This window comes from Streptomyces sp. NPDC005808, from assembly GCF_042871385.1.
Lineage (GTDB): Bacteria > Actinomycetota > Actinomycetes > Streptomycetales > Streptomycetaceae > Streptomyces.
Map to the genome: position 1 here is coordinate 246038 of NZ_JBIAIK010000009.1, position 17071 is coordinate 263108.

General features: G+C 69.9%; 17 protein-coding genes. 6 read left to right on the forward strand and 11 right to left on the reverse strand.

Annotated features, from left to right (window positions below; translation table 11 throughout):
• Positions 1-8: 8 nt before the first annotated feature.
• Together ACFYPC_RS21860 and ACFYPC_RS21865 are read right to left on the reverse strand one after the other, a co-directional pair.
• On the reverse strand, positions 9-659 hold the full coding sequence (locus ACFYPC_RS21860; RefSeq protein ID WP_388678629.1) for a choice-of-anchor M domain-containing protein: 651 nt from the start codon (positions 657-659) through the stop codon (positions 9-11).
• Between the two features lie 155 nt (positions 660-814).
• Complete coding sequence (locus tag ACFYPC_RS21865) at positions 815-1576, reverse strand: alpha/beta hydrolase (RefSeq protein WP_388678632.1); 762 nt, start codon at positions 1574-1576, stop codon at positions 815-817.
• A 113-nt stretch (positions 1577-1689) separates the two neighbouring features.
• Here ACFYPC_RS21865 and ACFYPC_RS21870 point away from each other — a divergent pair, with 113 nt between their 5' ends.
• A complete protein-coding gene (locus ACFYPC_RS21870) occupies positions 1690-2853 on the forward strand; it encodes an adenosine deaminase (protein ID WP_388678634.1) in 1164 nt (387 codons plus the stop codon).
• A gap of 142 nt (positions 2854-2995) precedes the next feature.
• On the forward strand, positions 2996-3349 hold the full coding sequence (locus ACFYPC_RS21875) for an ATP-binding protein (RefSeq protein ID WP_388678636.1): 354 nt from the start codon (positions 2996-2998) through the stop codon (positions 3347-3349).
• 83 nt (positions 3350-3432) lie between these two features.
• On the opposite strand, the gene ACFYPC_RS21880 is transcribed toward ACFYPC_RS21875, so the two are convergent.
• The 5 genes from ACFYPC_RS21880 to afsQ1 all read right to left on the reverse strand — a co-directional run bounded on the left by ACFYPC_RS21880 (position 3433) and on the right by afsQ1 (position 7566).
• The gene (locus tag ACFYPC_RS21880; RefSeq protein ID WP_385736655.1) at positions 3433-3636 is read right to left on the reverse strand and encodes a PspC domain-containing protein; all 204 of its coding nucleotides are present in this window, start codon (positions 3634-3636) and stop codon (positions 3433-3435) included.
• Between the two features lie 206 nt (positions 3637-3842).
• Positions 3843-4394 carry a VanZ family protein gene (locus ACFYPC_RS21885; protein WP_388678638.1) on the reverse strand — a complete coding sequence of 184 codons (552 nt, stop codon included), beginning with the start codon at positions 4392-4394 and terminating at the stop codon, positions 3843-3845.
• Between the two features lie 225 nt (positions 4395-4619).
• On the reverse strand, positions 4620-5318 hold the full coding sequence (locus tag ACFYPC_RS21890; RefSeq protein WP_388678639.1) for a hypothetical protein: 699 nt from the start codon (positions 5316-5318) through the stop codon (positions 4620-4622).
• Positions 5315-6892: an ATP-binding protein gene (locus tag ACFYPC_RS21895; RefSeq protein ID WP_388678641.1), complete on the reverse strand. Its 1578-nt coding sequence runs from the start codon at positions 6890-6892 to the stop codon at positions 5315-5317. Before ACFYPC_RS21895 ends, ACFYPC_RS21890 begins: the two co-directional genes overlap by 4 nt.
• Positions 6889-7566: a two-component system response regulator AfsQ1 gene (afsQ1, locus tag ACFYPC_RS21900; RefSeq protein ID WP_037625670.1), complete on the reverse strand. Its 678-nt coding sequence runs from the start codon at positions 7564-7566 to the stop codon at positions 6889-6891. The genes ACFYPC_RS21895 and afsQ1 overlap by 4 nt, the downstream gene beginning before the upstream one ends.
• Positions 7567-7863: 297 nt before the next feature.
• On the opposite strand from afsQ1, the gene ACFYPC_RS21905 reads away from it, so the two are divergent.
• A complete protein-coding gene (locus ACFYPC_RS21905; protein WP_388678643.1) occupies positions 7864-8613 on the forward strand; it encodes a SigE family RNA polymerase sigma factor in 750 nt (249 codons plus the stop codon).
• A 185-nt stretch (positions 8614-8798) separates the two neighbouring features.
• Here the strand turns inward: ACFYPC_RS21905 and ACFYPC_RS21910 are convergent, their stop codons facing one another.
• Complete coding sequence (locus ACFYPC_RS21910) at positions 8799-9437, reverse strand: uridine kinase (RefSeq protein WP_388678646.1); 639 nt, start codon at positions 9435-9437, stop codon at positions 8799-8801.
• Positions 9438-9748: 311 nt separating this feature from the next.
• Here ACFYPC_RS21910 and ACFYPC_RS21915 point away from each other — a divergent pair, with 311 nt between their 5' ends.
• The gene (locus ACFYPC_RS21915) at positions 9749-10159 is read left to right on the forward strand and encodes a hypothetical protein (protein ID WP_388678648.1); all 411 of its coding nucleotides are present in this window, start codon (positions 9749-9751) and stop codon (positions 10157-10159) included.
• A 233-nt stretch (positions 10160-10392) separates the two neighbouring features.
• Here the strand turns inward: ACFYPC_RS21915 and ACFYPC_RS21920 are convergent, their stop codons facing one another.
• From ACFYPC_RS21920 to deoC, 3 genes are read right to left on the reverse strand one after another with little or no spacing between them, the layout of a single operon-like run.
• Positions 10393-11406 (reverse strand): aldehyde dehydrogenase family protein, encoded by a 1014-nt coding sequence (locus ACFYPC_RS21920; RefSeq protein ID WP_388678651.1) that lies wholly within the window; start codon positions 11404-11406, stop codon positions 10393-10395.
• Complete coding sequence (locus ACFYPC_RS21925; RefSeq protein WP_388678882.1) at positions 11399-12844, reverse strand: aldehyde dehydrogenase family protein; 1446 nt, start codon at positions 12842-12844, stop codon at positions 11399-11401. Before ACFYPC_RS21925 ends, ACFYPC_RS21920 begins: the two co-directional genes overlap by 8 nt.
• An 11-nt stretch (positions 12845-12855) precedes the next feature.
• Positions 12856-13818, reverse strand: a complete 963-nt coding sequence (gene deoC, locus ACFYPC_RS21930; protein WP_388678653.1) for a deoxyribose-phosphate aldolase — start codon at positions 13816-13818, stop codon at positions 12856-12858.
• A gap of 902 nt (positions 13819-14720) precedes the next feature.
• Here deoC and ACFYPC_RS21935 point away from each other — a divergent pair.
• Together ACFYPC_RS21935 and ACFYPC_RS21940 are read left to right on the forward strand one after the other, a co-directional pair.
• Complete coding sequence (locus tag ACFYPC_RS21935) at positions 14721-15911, forward strand: hypothetical protein (protein WP_388678656.1); 1191 nt, start codon at positions 14721-14723, stop codon at positions 15909-15911.
• A 330-nt stretch (positions 15912-16241) separates the two neighbouring features.
• Positions 16242-16931 carry a PH domain-containing protein gene (locus ACFYPC_RS21940; RefSeq protein WP_388678658.1) on the forward strand — a complete coding sequence of 230 codons (690 nt, stop codon included), beginning with the start codon at positions 16242-16244 and terminating at the stop codon, positions 16929-16931.
• The last annotated feature ends 140 nt before the right edge of the window (positions 16932-17071 follow it).

Sequence of the window (17071 nt, forward strand, 5' to 3'; positions counted from 1 at the left end):
GGTCCGGATCAGCCCGACACGACGAAGGTCAGGGTCTCCTGCTCGGAGGTGACCGTGCCGCCGCCCACCGTGCCGCTCACGGTGAAGGTGACCTGGTAGGTGCCCGCCTCCTCGAAGGCCCAGTTGGGGTGGTTGTGGGCGCCGACGGTGAACGACTCGGAGCGATTGGCGGTGCTGCCGCTGTCGAAGTAGCGGTTCACCGAGCCCGAGGCGTCGCTGTAGACGCTGAAGTCCTCGGTGCTCGCGCCGTTGCGGGTCGCGTTCACCAGGGTGTAGGTGACGGTGTCGCCGGTGAAGGTGCCGGTGGTGAGGTGTTCGGTGGAGACGCCGGCGAACAGCACGCCGGCCGCGGTGGCCTCGGCCTCCGTGTCGGGCAGCAGCCACACCTGGCTGCCGGTACCGAGGAAGGCGTAGCCCGGGTTGGTGACCTTCGCGGCCGCCGGGACGGCCAGCGTCACGTCGGCCGGCTCGTACTCGGTCTCGGTCACCTCGTCGTGCACGTGCAGGTGCAGGGCGCTGCCGTCCCACTCCGTGTCGAGTACGTCGACATGCCCGGACGACAGCGTTGTCGCGGCGAAGGCGGACGTGTTGAGGCCGGCCGCGGCGAGAGCGGCGGCGGCGATGCCGGAAACGGTCAGCAGGCGATTGCGGGTACGCAAAAGAGACCCCCCTGAGTCATGTTCATGCCCTCCATGGGCACGTAAAGACGATAATCATTTTCAGTAAAGATGTGCAAGGGGGTCTTGCGATGTGGGGTGCCGGGTGTTGTGGATCTTCGTGTGTGGTGTGCCCTGTACGGGCTCTGCGCAGGCGGCTACCGGCGCCGCGCCTGCCCGAAGCCCGCCGCGAGCGGCATCCGCAGCCCCAGCGGCGGCGGCGCGGCGAAGGCGTCCTCGACCGGCCGGGAGAAAGAACGGCTGAACAGCGCGCCCAGGACGAAGTCCTCGGCCAGGGCCATGACTTCGGTCCGGTGCTGCTGCAGTGCGTGGCCGTCGGAGTGGACCTCGAAGCGGCAGATGTCGCGGTTGGCCTTCTTCGCGCGGGCCGCGAGACGGAAGGACAACTCCGGATCGGTGCGCTCGTCGTTGGTGCCATGCACGATCAGCACGCGTCGCCCGGCGAGCTGTTTCACCGGTTCGGGGGGTGCCGCCACGTCCTCCTCGGGCAGCCAAGGGGCAAGCGCGAGTACGGAGTTGACGGCGGTGTGGCCGCCCGCGCGCAGCGCCGCCCGGCCACCCATGTCGACGCCGACAAGGCACACCGGGACATCTCCGTATCTGCGTACGACCTCGTCGGCGGCCCAGGACGCGTCGGCCGCCAACTCCGCCTCGCTGCCGTTCCAGCCGCGGACCCGGTAGTGCACGACGTGCGTGGCCAGGCCTTCTGCGCGCCCCGCGCGCGTCAGCCGGCGCCCCAGCGTGTGGACGGAAGCGGCCGCCAGCATGGAGGACGGTCTGCGGGCGGAGGTCTCCTCGCCGCCCGGGAGCAGCAGGACGACCCCGCTGACCGCCGTCGGTTCCGAGCCGAGCGCCCTCCCCAGCCGGGCTCTGCGAACCGGCGTCGCTTGGTGTGCCATGACAGAACAGTCTCAGAAGCAGTGGTGTACGCCACCCGTCGGCGGGGTCACCGTTACGTATCGACACATCTGCCCGGCAGGAGATCTACGCGCGTAGGGGCTAGAGTGCGGTAATGACGAGCCAGATCCGGAACACCCCGAGCTCGGAGCAGATCCGCCGGGCGCCCAAGGTCCTGCTGCACGATCATCTCGACGGGGGTCTGCGCCCCGGGACGATCGTCGAACTCGCCCGCACCACGGGCTACTCCGGCCTCCCCGAGACTGATCCCGACAAGCTCGGCATCTGGTTCCGCGAGGCCGCCGACTCCGGTTCTCTGGAACGGTATCTGGAGACATTCGCCCACACCTGCGCCGTCATGCAGACCCGTGAAGCCCTCGTCCGGGTCGCGGCCGAGTGCGCCGAGGACCTCGCCGAGGACGGCGTCGTGTACGCCGAGGTGCGTTACGCGCCCGAGCAGCACCTGGAGGGCGGGCTCAGTCTCGAAGAGGTCGTCGAGGCGGTCAACGAGGGCTTCAGGGAAGGCGAGCGGCTGGCCCGCGAGAACGGCCACCGGATCCGCGTCGGCGCACTGCTCACCGCGATGCGGCACGCCGCCCGCGCCCTGGAGATCGCCGAACTCGCCAACCGGTACCGGGACCTGGCGGGCGGCGGTGTCGTTGGATTCGACATCGCAGGCGCCGAGGCCGGGTTCCCGCCCACCCGACACCTCGACGCCTTCGAGTACCTCAAGCGCGAGAACAACCACTTCACCATCCACGCCGGTGAGGCCTTCGGGCTCCCCTCGATCTGGCAGGCGCTGCAGTGGTGCGGCGCCGACCGGCTCGGGCACGGCGTGCGGATCATCGACGACATCAAGGTCCACGAGGACGGCTCCGTGCAGCTCGGACGGCTCGCCTCGTACGTACGGGACAAGCGCATCCCCCTGGAGCTGTGCCCCAGCTCCAACCTCCAGACAGGTGCCGCCGACTCGTACGCCGCCCATCCGATCGGGCTGCTCCGCCGGCTGCATTTCCGTGCCACGGTGAATACCGATAATCGGCTCATGTCCGGTACCAGTATGAGCCGGGAATTCGAGCAACTTGTCGAGGCGTTCGGTTATTCACTCGATGACATGCAGTGGTTCTCCGTCAATGCTATGAAGTCAGCATTCATTCCTTTCGATGAACGACTGGCCATGATCAATGACGTGCTCAAGCCCGGATATGCCGAGCTGAAGTCCGCCTGGCTGTTCCAGCAGACCGCTTCCACCAGCGGTTCCGGGGAGGATGAGGGCTGATCCGACGAGGCGGGAAGCGGCTCGGTCTTCACCTGTTCTCCATGACTCGGGCGCTTTTCGATGTTTGCGGAAGGCCGCTGGAGGTGTTTACGGTCTTGGACCGCTCACATCCCCGTCTCACGGATCCAAGGACGCATTCAAAATGAAGCAGTCTGCTGCCAAGACCCTCGGTGTCGCCGCTCTCGGTGCCGCCTTCGCCGCCGCGGGCGCGGGTGCCGCGAATGCCGCGCCCGCCTTGCCGGACGCCTCCTCGGTGCTGGACACCGTCACCTCGACGCTGCCCGCGGAGAACGTGTCCAAGGCGCTCCCCGGTGCGGGCGAGGCGATCGCCCAGGGGCAGGGCGCGCTCGGCGCGGGTGTGGCCGCCGCGCAGCCGGCCGTCGCGCGCGTCCTCGCCGACGGGCCGACCGCGCCGGTGGCCGGACTGCTCGGCGGACTGCCGGTGCAGGGCCTGCCCACGCACGGGCTGCCGGTGAACGGGCTGCCGCTCGGCTGAGGCTGGCTTCACGGACGAAACGCCGGTGGGGCGCACCCTGAACGGGTGCGCCCCACCGGCCTTTTCGTGGCGCGGCGGTCGTCCTACCAGGATGTGGCGCGGGCCTTGTCCTCCGAGGGGAACAGGAACCACAGCGCTATGTAGAGCAGGAACTGCGGGCCCGGAAGCAGGCACGACAGGACGAAGATCACGCGCATCGTGGTCGCGGAGGTGCCGAAGCGCTTTGCCAGCGCTGCGCACACTCCGCCGATCATGCGGCCGTTGGTCGGGCGGACAATGGCGCTCATCGGGGCTCCTTCGTGAACCGTGTGTCGGGAGACTTCTTTGCCGTGACGGCTGTGTCTCTGTGTCTCTGAGTAGCGGGTGTCTCTGTATCGCGGTGTCTCTGTATCGCGGTGTCTCTGTGACTCCGCGACTCTGTGACTCCGCGACTCGGGGACTCAGCGACTCTGTGCCTTCAAGGCTACGGAGACGAAACGGGCGAAGCGTCGCTCTACGGCGCGATCCCGACCCTGGGAATCGTCGGGGTCCGACCCTGAGCCGTGTCCTCCCGCCGGAGTGCCGCGCGGCGTTGCTTCTCCGCCCGGCGGCGGAGCCCGGACCGGGCGGCAGGCACGATCGCGAGGTGCGCCAGAGCGACGCCCACCGTGTTCAGCAGCAGGGAGTCGACGTCGACCACTTGGCCGGGGACGCCGGTCTGCAGGAGTTCGATGCCCAGCGAGAGCAGGGCGCCGGCGGCGACCGTACGGACGAGGGAGCCGAGCGGGGAGACGGTGAGCTTGCCGCCCGCGGTCGGGAGCAGGACGCCCAGCGGGGCCAGCAGGATCAGGCCCTCGCCGATGCGGCGAGCCGCTTCCCGGGGGCCCAGTGCGAGGTCGGCCCTGATACCGGCGAAGGGCCGCAGGTTCGCGGCGCTCACCCAGGGAACGTCGAGGGGGCGCAGGGTGATCCAGGCGACGAGGGCGAGGTGCGCGAGGAGGAGGACACCTCCTGCCACACGGATGCGGATCGCGGCACTGCCGCCGCCTGAACCTTCACGCTGCACGCTGGCCAAGACGCGGGGTTCGGCGCGATCGGTTCCGGGTTGGTGGGGAGGTTGGGGCTGAGGCATACGCCACATGTGTGGCTGGGCGGTTTCTTCGCCCCCTCCGCCCCTGCCCGTCCCTTGTTTCTGGGGGCTGCCGCCCCCAGGCCCCCGCCGTCGGCCTGAACGGCCTCGTCCTCAAACGCCGGACGGGCTGAAACCCCCACGCCGGACGGGCTGAAAACCTCAGTTCCCGACTCTTGTCGAAGGCGGCGACTCCGTGCCCGGGCTGGAGCGGACCTCGCTGGTGCATTCGTAGCGGTTGAGGGGGGCGGCGTCCGGGCCGCCGAGGATGACCGTGCCGTCGTCCTGGGCTGCGGCGGAGTTGGCGAAGGTGCAGACGATCTGGGCGAGGGAGAAGCGGGTGAGGTCGTCCGGCGGGGTGCTCAGGCGGAGGGTGTCCTCGGGGTCCTTGTCCCGGGGGCCGCTCACCGTCATGCCGCCGCGTACGTCCGTGGCATAGCCGGCCTGCAACTCGGCCGTGGACGGGGTCTCGGCGAGTTCGTCGAGCAGCCCTTGGGCAACCAGCACGCGCCGCGCCTCCTCCACCGTGCCGGCGGGGATGTTGACGGACCGGTCGACCGCGACGAGCTGCGCGGAGCAGAGCAGGAAGACCTGGACCGGGACGCCCCCGGAGGTCTGCGTGGAGATGTCGCCCGACACGGCACACGGGGCTCGCGAGGGCGCGGGGCCGAAGTCCGTGGGGACCTGGGTGGAGCGGATGCCACAGCCCGTGAGCAGCGTCGCCAGCAGGCCGAGGACCGCCCAGGGGCGGGCGGACCGGCGTCGTGGGGTCGGCGTCCGGCGTTCGCTTTCGTTGAGCAGGGTGGTCAGTCGGCCGAGGACCGCCCAGGGGCGGGCGGACCGGCGTCGTAGGGTCGTCATCCGGTGTTCGCCTCCGTGCCGGTCCCGCTCTCGTCCTCGTCGCGCGGGTCGTCGGCGAGGAGCACCGGCGCGTCCTGCGGGAGGCGGAGGGTGAAGACCGCGCCGCCCTTGGGCGCGTTCGCCGCGGTGATCTCGCCGCCGTGGATGTGCGCGTTCTCCAGGGCGATGGACAGGCCGAGGCCGCTGCCCTCCGAGCGGGGACGGGACGCGCTCGCCTTGTAGAAGCGGTCGAAGACGTGCGGGAGTACGTCCTCGGGGATGCCCGGACCGTGGTCCTGGACCTCGATCAGCAGGGCGCCGGCCTCCTTGCGCACCGAGACCCGTACCGGCGAGCCGCCGTGCTTGAGCGCGTTGCCGATCAGGTTGGCCAGGATCACGTCCAGGCGGCGCGGGTCCAGGCGCACCATGACACCGCGCTCGGCGTCCAGGTCGACCGCGTCCAGCCAGGCGCGGGCGTCGATGCACGCGGTGATCTGGTCGGCGATGTCCACGTCGTCCAGGACCAGCCGGGCGGTGCCCGCGTCGAAGCGGGTGACCTCCATCAGGTTCTCGACGAGGTCGTTCAGCCGGCGGGTCTCGCTGACGACGAGCCGTACGGCCGGTTCGATCATCGGGTCGACGCTGCCGGTCTCCGCGTCCAGTTCCTCTTCCAGGATCTCCGTCACGGCGGTGATCGCGGTGAGCGGCGTACGGAGTTCGTGGGACATGTCCGCCACGAAACGGCGGGAGGCCTCGTCGCGGGCGCTCATGTCGTCGACGCGCTTCTCCAGGGCCTCAGCCGTGTGGTTGAACGTGCGGGAGAGATCGGCGAGTTCGTCGGTGCCGGAAACCCGCAGGCGGGTGTCCAGCTTGCCCTCGCCCAAGCGGCGGGCCGCGATGCCCAGGCGGTGGACCGGCTTGAGGACCGTCGTCGCGGCGGCCTGCGCCAGCAGCGCCGAGCCGATCAGGGCCAGACCGGTCGCGATGCCCAGGGACCAGGCGAGGGAGTTGAGATCCTTCGCCTCGGGTTCGAGGGACTTGAGCATGTAGCCGGTAGTGGTGCCGCCGATCACCTTCGCGCCGCCCACGAGATAGGGCTTGTCGTCATCGGAGATGCGCTGCCAGTACAAGTGGTACGCCGACTTGTTGTTCGAGGAGAGCGGCTGCTCCTTGTTCACCGCCTTCTGGAGGGACTTGGGTACGTCCTCCAGCGTGAAGGTGTCCAGCGCGGAGTTGCCGGTGATCTGCTTGCCGTCCGTGGCCTCGGCGACCAGGAGCACACTGAAGCGCTGGCTGCTGGCCGACATCTGCCCTGCCGTGCGCTGGAGTTCGGCCTGCGCCGGGTGCACCGGCAGCGTGCTCGCGCGGTTGGTCATCTCCTGCTGGAAGTCGCGCAGCACCGCGTCCTGCGTACGCGTCAGGACGGCCTCGCGGTTGAGCCAGTACGCGATGCCCGAAGCCGATACGGCGGCCGTGAGCGCGACGAGTCCGAACACCACCACCAGCCGCAGTCGCAGACTGGTGAAGCGCAGGCCGGACAGGATCGCCCTGCGCGCCGCGGCCCAGCCGCGGAGCTTGTCCTGCGGTTTGGTCACTGAGGATTGTCCAGCCGGTAGCCGACTCCCCGGACGGTACGGATGAGCGTGGGGGAAGAGGGGACGTCCTCGACCTTGGCGCGCAGTCGCTGGACGCACGCGTCGACGAGACGCGAGTCGCCGAGGTAGTCGTGCTCCCAGACCAGACGCAGCAACTGCTGGCGGGACAGCGCCTGTCCGGGCCTGCGGCTCAGCTCCAGGAGCAGCCGCAGTTCGGTGGGCGTCAGCTGCAGATCCTCGCCGTTCTTGGTGACCGTCATGGCGGCACGGTCGATGACGAGGGAGCCGAAGGACGCCGAGTCGTTCGCCTCGCGTTCGCCGCGCCGCAGGACGGCACGGATCCGCGCGTCGAGCACCCGGCCCTGCACGGGCTTGACGACATAGTCGTCGGCGCCGGACTCCAGGCCCACCACGACGTCGATGTCGTCGCTGCGCGCGGTCAGCAGGATGATCGGGAGCTGGTCGGTGCGCCGGATACGCCGGCACACCTCGAATCCGTCGATGCCGGGCAGCATCACGTCCAGCACGATCAGGTCCGGCCGTTGCTCACGCAGCAGCTTCAGACCGTCCTCGCCCGTGGCAGCGGTGGCCACACGGTGCCCCTGGCGCGTCAGCGACAGCTCCAGGGCCGTGCGAATGGCGTCGTCGTCTTCGATCAGCAACAGGGAGGGCACGGACGTCATTCTGGCCCATCCAACGGTCGTGTATCGACCGTTGGAGCGCTCCCATCCATCTCCCGCACACAGGGACTCCTCGACGAGGCCCCGGATCGGTCGTCTGCGTAGTGCTACCGCTCTCCTCTGTGATCACCCTGTGCCTCCGCCGTGACGCGCCTGCGGGCGACCCCTGTGACAGGTCTGTGACAGTCGGCGGACACCGTCATGAAGTGGCCCGGGCAAGCTTTTCCACACAAGCAAGCCAGCACGACGGAACGAACCGAAGAACCGGGACTCCACGACGGGGGGCGCGAGATGAACACGCTGCACAGCACCGGCACTGGCGCAGTTGTCACGCGTTTGCACGACGTCACTGTCACCGTCACCCGGAACACTGAGAAGTCCGGTGTCGTGAGCGGGCGGGGGTGCGCTCGCGGCGCCGGGCGTCAGCACACCGGGTCGTACATGACGGTGGTTGACGCGGGGGGACAGGCTCACGGGGGAGCCGCGTACGGGGAGGTCACGGGGGAGCGGCGCTCGGTGTCGGAAGCGGAGTTCACCGCCTACGTCCAGGAGCGCCGCGCCTCCCTCTACGCAACCGCCTATCACCTGACCGGTGACCGCTTCGAGGCCGAGGACCTGCTGCAGAGCGCGCTGTTCTCGACGTACCGGGCTTGGGACCGGATCAGTGACAAGGCCGCGGTCGGGGGCTACCTCCGCCGCACCATGACCAATCTGCACATCAGCGCGTGGCGCCGCCGCAAGCTGAACGAATACCCGACCGAGGAACTGCCGGAGACCGCCGGTGACACCGACGCGATGCGCGGCACCGAGCTGCGCGCCGTGCTGTGGCAGGCGCTCGCCCGGCTGCCCGAACTCCAGCGCACCATGCTGGTCCTTCGTTACTACGAGGGCCGCACGGACCCGGAGATCGCGGAGATCCTCGACATCAGTGTCGGCACGGTGAAGTCAAGCATCTGGCGGTCGCTCCGCCGGATGCGTGAGGACGAGGTCCTCAGCTTCGGACGTGACGAGGAGGAGTCCTTCGGGGAGCTTGTCGCCTGAAGGTCTGGGGGGAAGCAAGAAAAGGTAAGAGGTAGTACGGGGGAGCGGTTCCGGGGGGAACCAATGGGGGCGGGGGAACCACGGGGTCGGGGGACCGCGTGGTAGCACGGGGGAAACGAGAAAGGTCCAGGCGGACGGGGGGTCCGCCTGGGCCTCTTTTCGTGTGTCCTCTGCTTCTGTGCGGCTTACGCCGTCGCCGGGCGCGGGGTCATGCAGCGGCCGGCGGCCGCCGCGGTCAACCGGCCCAGGGCTTCGCCCTTGTCGCAGGGGTACGCGCCCAGGGCGGTCTGGCGGGCCACGATGGAGCGCTCGGCGCGCATCAGACGCCAGCCGCGGCGCAGCAGGAAGAGGACCGACTTGCGGCCCTCCCTGAGGTCCCGCAGGAATCGGCGCCGGAACGTCGTCACCGGGCCGCGGGACAGGCACAGCGCGTCGGCCAGCACGCCCAACTCCTGGCAGTGCCCGACGATCTCGGCGGCGAAGATGCCCTCCGCGATGAACAGCGGGGTCCGGTCGATGTGCAGCGCCTCCGTGCCGGTACGGGCGCTCAGCGAGATGTCGTACACGGGGATGGCCGTACGACCAGTGCGGCACAGCTCCTCGATCGCGGTGACCGCGGCGCTCGCGTCCCAGGACAGCGGGTGGTCCCAGTCGATGTCCGCGCTGCCCTCCACCTGGGGCAGCGTCGGATCCGTGCCCTCCTTGTAGAAGTCGTCGAGGCGGAGCACGGGGAGGCCGGAGGCGGCCGCGAGAAGGGACTTTCCAGAGCCGGAGGGGCCGCAGAGCAGCACCACGCGGGTGGGTATCGGGGGATGGGAACCCAATTCTCCGTACCTTCTGTGACTCGACCTGGGCTCGCTGCCTGCCGGCAACGTCCTGGACATTATCCCTGCCCCGCGCCGCCGTTCCGGTCAGTGGGGCGAGGGCTCCGTCACGGAACGGACTGACCCGGAGGTTCGCGCCGGGGGATGTCGACGTGCACCGTGGACTGGCGCTGATATGCCTGTTGGGCCGCACAGGCGAATCCGTCGCCAGGACCGCCCGGAAGGGGGGCTGAGTCAACTACTCTGCGTGTCAATCAAGTTGCTCTCCGACAAGTTGCTCTCCGACAAGTGCTCCCCGAATAGGAAATGTGATGGCCCGACACGCAGACCAGCTGACCACCATGGCGCGCAGGACCGCGCGCATCGCCACCGCGGCCGGCGTGGTCGTTGCTGCCGGTGCGGCCGTCGCCGCGCCGGCCGTCGCGGATGCGGACCCCGTCGTGGACGTCGTGCGCACCCGGCCCACCTCGCTCGGCGAGATCGACCCGCAGGCGGGCCTGGGGGCTCTGACCGGCACGGTCGGGTACGTCACCGGGCCGGTCGCGGGGCTCAAGCCCAACCCCCTCGCCGGCACCGGGGTCGACCCGCTCGACAACGGGGTCGCCACGCAGCTGGCCGACTTCAAGCCGCTGTCCTCGCAGGCCCTGACGGGGCCGCTGGCGCAGGCGCCGTCGGTGGGCAGCATCCCGGTGATCGGGCAGGCGGCGGGGCTGCTGCACTGAACGTGCGGCGTCGGGCCTGCGGCGTCGGGCACGCAAGAGAGCCGCGCTTCCCCTGGACGGAGGGGGAGCGCGGCTCTCTCGTAGAACGGGACCCCGGGGACACGGATCGGGGTCCCGGGTCTCAAGCACCGGGTTCCGGGACTCAGGACTCAGGACTCAGGACTCAGGACTCAGTGAGACGGTCCTTCGGCGCAGGACCCAGGACCCAGGACCCAGGACCCAGAACTCAGGACTCAATAGGACGATCCTGAGGCGCCCAGCGCGCCCGTCGGGTGCCAGACCGTCTTCGTCTCGAGGAAGGCGGTGAGGCGCTCGGTGCCGGGGGTCTCGGAGTAATCCACAGCCTGTGGACGAAGAACTCGCTTCAGGTTGTCCGCCGCCGCGATCTCCAGTTCCTTCGCCAGGCCGTCGTCGGCGCCCGCGCCGGCCAGGTCGATCGCGTTGACGTCCTGGTGCGCGGCCAGGGGCGCGGCGATTTCGGCGGTCCGGCCCGAAAGGACGTTGACGACTCCGCCGGGCAGGTCCGAGGTCGCCAGGACCTCGCCGAGTGACAGCGCCGGGAGCGGGGACTTCTCGCTCGCGATGACGATCACCGTGTTGCCGGTCGCGATCACCGGGGCGATCACCGAGACCAGGCCGAGGAACGAGGACTCCTGGGGCGCCAGGACGGTGACCACGCCCGTCGGTTCCGGGGTGGACAGGTTGAAGTACGGGCCCGCGACCGGGTTGGCGCCGCCGACCACCTGGGCGATCTTGTCGGTCCAGCCCGCGTACCAGACCCAGCGGTCGACGGCCGCGTCCACGACGGCCGCGGCCTCGGACTTCGAGAGCCCTTCCGCGTCCGCGACCTCACGCACGAACTGGTCCTTGCGGCCCTCAAGCATCTCCGCGACGCGGTACAGGATCTGGCCGCGGTTGTACGCAGTGGCCCCGGACCAGCCGCCGAACGCCTTGCGGGCCGCCACCACGGCGTCACGGGCGTCCTTGCGGGACGACTGCGGCGCGTTGGCCAGCCACTTGCCCCTGGAGTCGGTCACCTCGTACACCCGGCCGCTCTCGCTGCGGGGGAACTTGCCCCCGACGTACAGCTTGTAGGTCTTGAAGACGCTCAGACGGTTCTGCTCCGAGTTCTCTGACTTCTGCGAGTTCTCCGAGGTCTCCGGCTTATCCGATTTCCCGGGCTTCGCTGTCTTCTCGGGCTTCGCCGTCTTCCCGGGCTTTACGGTCTTCTCGGGCTTGTCAGACATCGAGGTACGCCTCCAGGCCGTGGCGACCGCCCTCGCGGCCGAAGCCCGACTCCTTGTAACCGCCGAACGGCGAGGTGGGGTCGAACTTGTTGAACGTGTTGGACCAGATGACGCCGGCGCGGAGCTTGCCCGCGACCGCGAGGATCCGGGAGCCCTTCTCCGTCCAGATGCCGGCGGAGAGGCCGTACTGGGAGTTGTTGGCCTTGGCCACCGCCTCGTCCGGCGTGCGGAAGCTGAGGACGGACAGGACCGGGCCGAAGATCTCGTCGCGGGCGATGGTGTGCGCCTGGGTGACGTTCGTGAAGAGCGTCGGGGCGAACCAGTAGCCGGAGGAGGGGAGTTCGCAGGGCGCGGACCAGCGCTCGGCGCCCTCCGCCTCGCCCCGCTCGACGAGCGTGGTGATGCGGGACAGCTGCTCGGCGGAGTTGATCGCGCCGATGTCCGTGTTCTTGTCGAGGGGATCACCGAGACGGAGCGTCGAGAGGCGGCGCTTGAGGGAGTCCAGCAACTCGTCCTCGATCGACTCCTGTACGAGGAGACGGCTGCCCGCGCAGCAGACCTGGCCCTGGTTGAAGAAGATGCCGGTGACGATGCCCTCTACGGCCTGGTCGATGGGGGCGTCGTCGAAGACGATGTTCGCGCCCTTGCCGCCGAGTTCGAGGGTGACCTTCTTGGTCGTGCCGGCCACCTGGCGGGCGATCGCCTTGCCGACGGCGGTGGAGCCTGTGAAGGCCACCTTGTTGACGTCCGGGTGCTCGACGAGGGCCGCGCCCGTGTCGCCGTACCCGGGAAGGATGTTGACGACGCCCTTGGGCAGCCCCGCCTGGCGGCAGATGTCCGCGAAGAACAAGGCGGACAGGGGGGTCGTCTCGGCGGGCTTGAGGACCACGGTGTTGCCGGTCGCCAGGGCCGGGGCGATCTTCCAGGCCAGCATCAGCAGGGGGAAGTTCCAGGGGATGACCTGGCCCGCGACGCCGAGGGGCCGGGGGTTCGCGCCGAAGCCCGCGTGGTCGAGCTTGTCGGCCCAGCCCGCGTAGTAGAAGAAGTGCGCGGCCACGAGGGGGAGGTCGGCGTCCCTCGTCTCCTTGATGGGCTTGCCGTTGTCGAGGGTTTCGAGGACGGCGAGCTCGCGCGAGCGCTCCTGGATGATCCGGGCGATGCGGAACAGGTACTTGGCGCGCTCGGAGCCGGGCAGTGCCGACCACTTCTCGAACGCCTTGCGGGCCGCCCTGACGGCACGGTCGACGTCCGCCTCGCCCGCCTGGGCGATCTCGGCGAGGACCTCTTCGGTGGACGGGCTGACCGTTTTGAAGACCCTGCCGTCGGTGGCTTCCGTGAACTCGCCGTCGATGAACAGGCCGTAGGAAGGGGCGATGTCGACGACGGAGCGGGACTCGGGCGCCGGTGCGTAGTCGAATGCGGGTGACCGCTTTTCCATGGGCATGGTGATCAGTCCACCGTCACGTAGTCGGGGCCGGAGTAGCGGCCGGTGGCCAGCTTCTGACGCTGCATCAGCAGGTCGTTCAGGAGCGAGGACGCGCCGAAGCGGAACCAGTGGTTGTCCAGCCAGTCCTCGCCCGCGGTCTCGTTGACCAGGACGAGGAACTTGATCGCGTCCTTGGTCGTGCGGATGCCGCCGGCCGGCTTCACGCCGATCTGCACGCCGGTCTGGGCGCGGAAGTCGCGTACGGCTTCCAGCATGAGCAGCGTGTTCGCCGGGGTCGCGTTCACCGCCACCTTGCCGGTGGAGGTCTTGATGAAGTCGGCGCCGGCGAGCATGCCGAGCCAGCTGGCGCGGCGGATGTTGTCGTACGTCGACAGTTCGCCGGTCTCGAAGATGACCTTGAGGCGGGCGCGGGTCCCGCAGGTCTCCTTCACGGCGGTGATCTCGTCGTACACCTTCAGATATTTGCCCGCGAGGAACGCGCCGCGGTCGATGACCATGTCGATCTCGTCGGCGCCCGCGGCGATGGCGTCCCGTACGTCGGCCAGCTTGACGTCGAGGGCGGCTCGGCCGGCCGGGAAGGCGGTGGCGACGGAGGCGACCTTCACGCCGGAGCCGGCGACGGCGTCCTTGGCGGTGGCCACCATGTCGGGATAGACGCAGACCGCGGCCGTGGCCGGCGCCGTGCGGTCGGTCGGGTCCGGGCGGACCGCCTTGGCGCCGAGCGCCCGGACCTTGCCCGGGGTGTCCGCGCCTTCCAGCGTCGTCAGGTCGACCATCGAGATGGCGAGGTCGATGGCGTACGCCTTGGCCGTGGTCTTGATGGAACGGGTGCCGAGCGAGGTGGCGCGCGCCTCCAGGCCGACCGCGTCTACGCCGGGGAGCCCGTGGAGGAAGCGGCGCAGCGTGCTGTCGGACGCGGTTACGTCGCCGAGTGCGTGTGCAGCAGCGGGTGCAGTGGTGGGCATGGTCACTAGCCGAGCATATCTACGCGCGTAGCGGCTGTACAGCCCTGGGGGTTGTCTGCGGAGTGCCGGAGTGCCGGAGTGCCGGAGTGCCGGAGTGCCGGAGTGCCGGGGTGTCGGGTGCTTGGTGCGGGCGGTGCGGGGTGCGGGCGGTGCGGGGTGCGGGCGGTGCGGGGTGTCGGGCTGCGGGGCGCCGGATGTGGGTCGCGCGGGGTGCGTGCTGCCGGCTGGGTGGGTGGGTGGGTGGGTGGGTCGGAGTCGGGGTCGGGGGCCGGTGCATCCGCCCGTCGCCGCCGGATCAGGATGGGGGCGGGGATCCGGGGGCGCGGACGTACGCGAAGGGCGTTTGATCTACCGGCCCCCGGCCCCCGGCCCCCGGCCCCTTCCGTGGTCTTCCGGATGCGGCCGGTCGCAATGGGTGGCTTCGGTGACTGTGGCAGCGGATCCGGAGCCGCGGCCGAATTGCCCGTCCTGGGGTAGGTGTTCAGGGCCGGGGTTGGTGCCGACGGGGCGCAGGAGGGCTGTGGGGGGCGAGTGGTTCGGCTGGCGTGAGGTAAGTCACGCCCCACGTTGCCTGTGGAGCCCTTATCTGCCCAGTGGTGTGCATGAAAAGGTCATGCACACCACTGGGCAGATAATTCGATCGCCGCCCCGACTTCAGAGGACCTGATGTGCGCAACGGTATGCGGAATTCGCTGATTTCGGCTCTGACGCTGGCGGCCTTGGCCATGGCGGGCTGCTCCGCGACAGGGGCGCCGCAGGGGACCGGAACACAGACCGGAGCGGCCGACAGCGGGATGCAGAAGGTGGCCGGAACCGTATCGTCCCCTTCTGCCTCCGCCACCGGGTCCGCCGGTTCGACTGCCACCGGCGCGGCCACGGCGGCCGGGACCAGCTCGGCTGCGATGGCCCGCGCATCCGCCGGGGACCAGCCGGCGCAGCAGTCGTCTCTGAAGGTGACTTCGTACGACGCGAAGAGCGGGCGGGCCGTGGTTTCGGACGGTGATTCGAAGCCTGCAGCCGTCGCCGCCGGTGACGTCCTTGCCAGCGCGCCGGTGCCGTCGGCGCCCGACGGCCTGCTGGTCAAGGTCACCCGGGTACTGGGCGGGACGGCCACGGGCACTGAGGTCGCGACTGAGCCGGCCACGCTCCGCGAACTGCTGGGGAAGAGCAAGGTCGATAAAACGGTGGCAGTGGATCCGTCTTCCGTCACGGTCAAGGCGCTGGACGCGGGTGTGACCGTCTCCGGGAAGAAGGGCAGCGGCGCCACCTTCGGCTCGAAGGGGGCGGATGTGTCGCTGGGGACGATCCGGGTCGACGTCAGCGACTCGGTGGCGACCCCCGCCGACGCCTCCGAGTCCGCCGAGGCGTCGGTCAAGGGCTACGTGGAGCTGACCCCCGAGGTCGAGTTCGCGTACGACGGCAGCAGCGTCGGCGCCGAGGGTCAGCCGGCCTCCGCCTACATCGGCCTGTCCGGTGACTGGGCCTCGCGGTGGGAGCTTGACGGGCAGGCGTCCGCCGCGCAGAAGGGCACCAAGGTGCCGTTCGCCCAACTGACCACCGATGTCGTGATCTATGTCGGCCCGGTGCCGGTCGTGGTCAACCTCGGCTACGTCCTGTACTACCAGGTCGACGCCGACGGCAAGGTCAGCGTCCGCGTCTCGCAGAGCGCGACCGGCGACTTCACGGCCGGCGGCAGCTACAGCCGCGCGACCGGCTGGAGTCCGGTCAACAAGGCCTCGATGGCGGTCAGCCCCGTGAAGTCGGCCGTGACGAGCGCGGGTAACGCGAAGGCCACGCTGGGAGCCGAGGCGTCGGTCGGGCTCTACGGGGCTACGGACGTCACCGTCGACATCGCCCCGTACGCCCGGGTCACGGCGACGGGCGGCGCCACCGGGACACTGACCGCAGTGCCTGGCACGACCCCGAGCAGTACCGGCAACGTGGTCCTCGCCTGGACGGTGTACGGGGGATACGACGTCAGCGGCACACTGAACGTCCATCTGGCGGTGTTCAGTACGGAGATGGACAAGAGCATTCGCCTGTTCACGCTGCACGGTGAGAAGAAACTCGACGAGGGCCACTACGAGGGGTGACGGAGCCTCGGGCCGACAAACCCCACCCGTCCGACCAGACCCTCAGGATCGGGCGACCAGGGGAACGGGAACGGGAAATCGGGCCTCCTAGCGCCCTCTCGGTCCCGGATGAGCAGCTTCAGCCCGTCCGGCTTTCCAGGGCGAGGCCGTTCAGGCCGAAGCGGGGTCTGGGGGCGCAGTCCAGGTACGGGATGGGCCGGGGCGGAGGGGGCGAGAAAACGCTCGGCTCGCACACCCGTGCCGGGCGCCCGGCAGGCGTCGAGGGTGGGGCCGGGAAGGCGCGAGGCACCGCGCAGAGGGGCCGGGGGACGCGTCGGGCAGAATCGGGGTATGACGACCCCGGATCATCAGTCACCCACGCCGGACGCCTCGCGACCCGAGTCGAAGGACCGGATCTACCGGTCGCCCGCCGGCATGGCGGGCGGCGCCCTGCTGCTGGCCCTCGTGGGCTGGCTCGGTATCGACGCGCTGGTCTCCGGCGAGGACCGCACCCCGTGGCTGGCGCTCGCCGGGATGATCCTCATGGTGCCGTTGGTCGTCGCCTTCACCCTGCGTCCGGCCGTCTACGCCAACGCCGACCGGCTGAGCATCCGCAACCCGCTCCGCAGCATCGTGCTGCCCTGGGGGCAGGTCGCCGGGCTGCGGTCCGGTTACTCGAACGAGGTCGTCGACGAGTCCGGCCGGAAGTTCCAGTTGTGGGCGGTACCGGTGTCGCTGCGCGGACGCAAGAAGGCGGCCCAGCGTCAGGCACGCCAGGCCGCCGACCCGGCCGGGAAGCGGAGGGGCGGCGGGGGGCTGGGCGGCTTCGGGTTCGGCGGCCTCGGCGGTCCGGCATCCGAACCGTCCGGGCCGGCTCTTGCGGAGACCGACCGGATCATGCACGAACTGCGCGAACTCCGGGAGGCACGGAGGGAGGCGGAGAGCGCGCAGGGCGAGGTGACGGTGCGCTGGGCGTACGAGATCGTCGGCCCTGCGATCGCCGGGGCCGTGTTGCTGGTGGTTCTGCTGGCCATGGGGTGAGTGGCGGAGTACGCACGGGGGCGGAGCAGCCGGCCGAGGAGCATGCGACAGCCCAACTCCCCATGAACCAGGGACACTTGGCCACACCGGGGCAGGCGCGAGGCAGGCACGCGAGCAGGCGTGGAACAGGTGTGCGCGCG